Raw genomic sequence first — 6,744 nt, 5'->3', positions numbered from 1 at the left:
AACATAGTCTGATTAATAGTATCATCTTTTAAAACCATAAATAAAACAACCATAAATATTAATATTTATAATAAAAGATTGTACTTCATAGTATATAAAATTAAAGGAAAAAAATAAGCGAAAAAAATTTTAAAAATTAATGAGAGTCATGTCCCATCCTGACCATTAAAAAAAAGAGGGTGTAAAAACAGGACATTACAGACTAAATTAGTGCCACAATCTTTTGGCACGATATATATGCACAAAATGAATATAGAAAGCGTAATATATGTAATGAAAAGAAGATTCAGCGGAGGAAACTATAGTAGAAGCACAACACTTCAAAATAAAGAAAGAAAACTCAAAAATGTATTATATAACATTTACAGAGCAATACAAATATTATAAAGGAGGGTTTCTACAAGGTTATTTTTTAATAGTAATGGTATTTTTGATTTTAGATTTAGAATAAATTGAATAAATTTTATACTTACCAAGTTTTAAATTTTTTAATTTTAATATAGCTATTCCTTTTGAATTAGTTTTGATTTTATATGTTTTATGATTAATTTTAAATGTAATTTTTTTATTTTTAACAATTTTACCTTTTGAATTAACTAATTTAGCTGTGAATTTAATTTTTTTAGTTTTTTTAACAAAAAGATTTTTAGTAATTAAAACTGGTTTTATAGTTATTTTATTAACCACTTTAAAACCTTTATAAACAGATGTAATCGTGTATTTACTAGTTTTAAGTTTTATTTTTAATGTTGCATATCCTTTTTTATCTGTTTTAATCTTATAAGTTTTTGAATTAATTTTAAAAGTAATGCTAACTCCAGAACCAAGAACTTTTCCATTATCACCATATGCTCTTACCTTATAAATTGTTTTAGATCCAAAATAATTTGCTACATTTTTATTTTCTTTTAATCTTGGGATAATTTTAAGAATTTTTGATATCTTTTCGCCAGTTTGCGGATTAATAGACTTAATTATATAATTACCTCTAACTAATTTTATTTTTAAAATTCCAACACCTTTAGAATCTGTTTTAACATGATATTTTTTATTATTTATAATAAATGATACTTTTTTATTTGTTAATAACTTACCTTTAGAATCTAAAAATGTTGCTTTGTAGTCATAAGCACTATTATATCCTCTTGATAAATCATTAGCTTTAATAGTAGATAGTACTTTTATTATTGATTTACTATTTGAGGATAAATAATCACCTTTACCCTGAAAATAAGCAGTTAATTCATGTAATCCTACATTTAAATCTAAATTAAACTTAACTATACCATATTTATTTGTTTTAAGTGTTTTTTTATTAATTGATATTAAAGCATCAGCTATTGGATTAGTATAATAATCCTTTAAAATAAGAGTTAAAACACCACTTTTATAATAAACAGTTAAATTAGATCTGCTTAAAGTAGTTGGAATAAATTTAATATTATTTATACTAATTGATTTTTCTTTTTTAAAAGAGTTATATCCTGAATTAATATATCTTGCTGAAATTAATCTATCACCTTTAGTCATAAATACATGATTAAGACTAGCCTTACCATTTTTAATAGGAACAGTGTATTTTAAATCATCTAATAAAAATACTACATTGCCTGCTTGAACAATACATCCAAATTCATTATAAACATCAGCTATTAAATTTAATTTATTATGATTTTGATAAATATTTAAGTTTAATGTTGTATTAATTTCATTTAATATTGTAAATACCTTAATACAAGCTACTTGAGAATTATAAGTATGATTTAGATATTTATGTTTAAAATTATATAAATTAATCCATTTTTTGCCATCATAACTAAAAAATGACTTGTCATTTGGATACAATAACTTATTAGATAAAACTTTTTCTGAAATTGGAAAAGCCACATTTGAAGCTTTAATTTTAAAGATAACTTCAAAAGTATCCCCTAATCTAATTGGTATATATGAACCTAAATCAATCGTATAATAACCTGCAGTTGAAGTTCCTTTTTTAGTGAGTTTTAATTTATTATTTACATTAATAAACAATTCCCAACTACATTTTTTCTCAAAATAAGTTGAAACAGCACTTAAAAATTCATTATCTGTTGAATTGAAAATATTTTTATAGTAAATTGTATTTTTATTAGTAAATAAATAATCAGTTTTACCAACAATATCATATTGATAATTTTTATCATATTTTACAGTATCATTTAGAATAAAAGTGTATGATGCCTCATTTTGACCAACTTGAGCAAATTTAGTATCATAATATGAAACATAAAAATATCCCCTATTACCTGAAGAATTACCCCAACTATTCTTAACTATCCAAGCACCATTGCCTTTTGGTGTTTTTTTAAAATTATTTTTAGGATAATTATCATCCCAACCAACAATACATACTGCATGATTACATCTATCATTCCCATCATAATAATAATTTAAATCATCCTTTAAATAAGAAGGAAAGTGATACATTTTAGTGGAAACAGCACCATATTTTAAAATTGCTTCTTTAATAGCTTTATTATCTGTAAAATTATTTCTCTTTAAAAAAACAATGTTTTGAATATGAAACAAAGAATTTAATACTGGTGATAATACACTTTTAACATCAAATGGGTTTTCATATTCATTAATAGGACCTAACCAACTTACAAGATATCCAATAGCCATATCATCAAAACCACCTTCATTAGTTTTCATCTTCCATCCATAATCAGAATATAATTCCATTAGATTTTTCATATTTTCTTCGGATAAATCATATCTGTCTCCAGTTGCTTTTAGAATACATGATTCTAAAGCAGCTAATGAAGCAAAAGCCCAGCAATTAAAACTGTCTTTTTGATCTTTAACTGAAGTTATTAAATTTTTATCAATTAAACTATAATAACTTGGTATAAATCCACTAAATATAGAATTACTATAAATAAGAGTATAATTATTATTACCTATAAACAAACTAGGAATACTACTCTCCCATTCATCATTATATTTTAAAGCTTTATTATTAATATATCTTAAGTTACTAATCTTTTTAACTGGATTTAATAACAGATAAAGTGCTCCAGCAAATTTTGATGCTTTATTATTTATAAATGAAATGTTATTTAAGTTTAGTGATGATGAATTGTCTATAAATAATGCTCCACCATTTAAAGCAGAATTATTATTTAAAATTGAATTATTTAACGAAAATGAAGAATATAAATGATAAATCGCACCTCCATACTTTGCATAGTTATTATAACCTTTAAAATTAATTATTGTAATATTAGAATTTAAAGAACAAATTGCTCCTCCAAAATTTGAAAAACAACTATTGATGTTTAATTTATTTGCATTTAACCTAGAATTTATAAGATAAATTGCTCCACCAGAATCATTAATTGATGAATCATTAAAAAAGGTAGAATTTATAATATCCATCTCACTATTTTCACATGCAATAGCACCACCATAACGAGTAGCTTGACCATTATTAAATATTGAATTTATAATCTTTAATTTGACTTTATTATATGCATATATAACTCCACCATACCTATAAGCATTATTTGAAATAAAAATTGAGTTTATAATATTTACTGTTGCATAATTATTCGCATTAATAGCTCCTCCAAAAGTTGCAGTGTTATTTATAAAAGTACAGTTAATTAAATTGCATGTAGAGTGAAATGAAGTAGTTTTAATAATATTTTCATCAAAATTATTAGTAAAAATACAATTAGATGCATTTAAAAGTTCATTATTTTCAAAAATAGAATTAATAGAAGATACATTGCCTAAAATTAAAATTCCTTGATTTTTAATAGAAGAATTAATTAAATTAGCCTTATTAATCTTAAAAATAGTATCAATGCAAATATCAATATTTCCTTTAAATAATCTAACACTTTTAAATAAAAATTCCTTATCATTAATATTTGCATATAAATTATTCGAATAAGAAAATCTTAACTCTAAAAAATTATTTTTAAAAATATTTGAATATATGCAACTTACATTATCAAAAAATAACTCACAATCATTATAAATTCTAAAATTACAATTATTCAAAGAAGTATTATGAAAGTATAACTTTCCAGTACTTTTAATTTTAAAATCAACACCATTTAATGATAAATTTTTAAAAGACAAAGAAGCATTATCTACAATATCAAATTTACAATCATTAGAATTAATACTAGTTTTGTTTTGTGATTGACCATAAATTAAATGAGAATCATTAATTTTTATATAAGTAAAATTTAAATCATAATCTCCATCATCTAAACTAACAATTGAATTATCTTTAATATCTTCATAGGAAATATTACTGTTAATCTTTGTTAAATTATCACTAGCACAACTTACTGGAATAATAATGAAAAAAAGCAGAAATATTGTTAATAAAAATATTTTCTTTATTTTTATCAAAGTTTATTCCCTCCAATTTAAACTTGAATATTTATGTAATTATTTTTATAAAATTAATAACTTATATAATTTTAAAAATTAAAACAGTATTTTGAACTGAGTTAAATTTTAGATGAAGTTATAGATGTGGGTTTTTTTTAAAAAAAATGAAAATAAGGAAGTTAATTCCTTATCTTTTAATTTTTATTGTGTTTTTAATTTTTGATACACCATATGCTGTATAAATTCTATATTTTCCTATTTTTAGGCGTTTTATTTTTAGTGTAGCTATTCCTTTTTTGTTTGTTAGTTTTTTGTATTTTTTTCCTTTGAATTTGAATGTTATTTTCTTTTTGGCTTGTGGTTTTCCTTTTGAGTTTACGAGTTTTACTTTGAATTTAATTGTTTTTGTTTTTTTCTTAACAATATTTTTTGCTATTAATAGTGGTTTGACGATTATTGTGTTTTTTACTTTAAATTTACCATATTGAGTGGTTATAGTGTATGTTTTTGGTTTTTGTTTGATTTTTAGATAAACCCATCCATTTTTACTTGTTTTTTTAGTGTATGTTTTCCCAGCTATTGTGAATTTAACTGTTTTTCCAGCACCAACTGACTCACCATTGATTTTTATTATTCTTACTTTAAAAGTTCCTCCTAAATAAAATGCTTTTAAATCTTTATTTTGAGTTATTGGAGATTTTAAAATTTTTAAAGTAGTTTTAATAAGAATAGGCATGAAAAATCCTTCTTCTGAAGTTTCTTCAAGACAACTAGCAAAAATATCATAATTACCTGCTTTTTGTTTAATAGGTAATTTAATATAGCCATTAGCATCAGTAGTTTTATAATAATAAGCATTAAATTCACCATCTTTAAAAATAGATATTCCAACATGCTTATTAATTAGTGGAGTACCCCTATGATATACTAATCTTAAAATATATTGAGTTCCATCATTTTGAAACATTAAAATATTTTTTGCCTTTAAATATGTTCCCTTAGTAGATATATCTAAATAATGAGTTATAACTTTACCTTTACTATTTGTATATTTCATAATAATCATATGATTGCCAAAAGCTAAATTTTTTAATACAATACCTTCATTTAATTTACCACTAGCAATTTTCGTACCATTTTCATAGTAATAATCAACATCATAATTTTCATAACTATAAATTAACTTAGATACTTTAACATTAGGATTAGATATATCACGAAATATATAAAATATAGATTTATTTACATTATCATCATCAATAATAAAAGCTTCTCTATCTATTAAATCAAAATTATTATTATCAAAAAAAATACAATTTTCTATTTTTACACAATTGATGAGATTAGATGCAATAATATAGCTCATACCAAAATTATTTAAAAATGTATTAAACTCTATTTCACAATAACAATCTTCAATGGAAATAAGATTATGTCTAGCATGATTACCTATAAAAGTATTTCCACTTAATTTACCATTATTACCTTTCCACATTATAGTTTCACTATCAAAATTTCGTTCAAAGATGTTATTAGATAATGTGCCGTTATTACCTTTCCAATATACAGCACTACCATAACAAGCATGATTATTAGTGAATTTACATTTATTTACATATCCATTATGGCCTATCCATAAAATAGCACCTCCTTGAGAAGTATCAGATTCCCAACCATCACCATAATAAGGATCATATGGATTTGCATTAATGAATTTTATTTCATTTAATTTAACATTTGATCCAGTGATGGTGAATATTCTGGTTGATGATTTTCCGTCAATTTTGTGATTTTTCCCATTTATAGTTAATGCTTTGTTAATGAGTATTTCAGAATCGCCTTTTTTGTATGCATAGTCTTTATTCAAGGTTATTGTATCACCTGGTTTTGCATTGTTAATTAATTTTTGCAAATCCTTGAATGTTCCAGGTTTAGTATTTCTTAAAATTTCTTCATTCGAATCAACACCAATAGTATCATCTACTTCTTCAACAGCCAATACACTATTTTCATCAGCTGAAACAATTTCAGAAGTCATGTTATCTGCTGCTGAAACAACAGAAATAGACAATACCATTAAAAACAGAAATACAAGTATTATCTTATTTAATTTTTTAATCATATTAATTTCCTCCTTAATTATATTTAATTAAATAAAATTTAAGTTAAACATCAATAAGGAATTAATTATTAATTTATATAAAGCCATATAAATAATTAATTACGGGACTGTCAATTTGTTAGGACTTTTTTTTGGTTTTCTATCCAACCATTTTTTCTTGCCATGATGTAGTTAAATATTCCTTCTGGTGTTCTATAAATTCTTTTTGTGTGTTTATCTAGTGTATTTCC

Annotated in this window: 2 protein-coding genes; both read right to left on the bottom strand. The window is 22.9% G+C overall.

Annotation, left to right across the window (positions count from 1 at the left end; translation table 11 throughout):
* Positions 1-405 precede the first annotated feature (405 nt).
* Complete coding sequence (locus tag MBORA_RS08165; protein ID WP_063720527.1) at positions 406-4,410, bottom strand: C1 family peptidase; 4,005 nt, start codon at positions 4,408-4,410, stop codon at positions 406-408.
* Positions 4,411-4,579: 169 nt separating this feature from the next.
* A complete protein-coding gene (locus tag MBORA_RS08160) occupies positions 4,580-6,514 on the bottom strand; it encodes a right-handed parallel beta-helix repeat-containing protein (RefSeq protein ID WP_063720526.1) in 1,935 nt (644 codons plus the stop codon).
* Positions 6,515-6,744: the final 230 nt, after the last annotated feature.

Origin of the sequence: Methanobrevibacter oralis (genome assembly GCF_001639275.1) — an archaeon.
GTDB lineage: Archaea > Methanobacteriota > Methanobacteria > Methanobacteriales > Methanobacteriaceae > Methanocatella > Methanocatella oralis.
The sequence above is the reverse complement of the archived record's forward strand: the minus strand, read 5'-3'. Positions and strand labels throughout refer to the sequence as shown.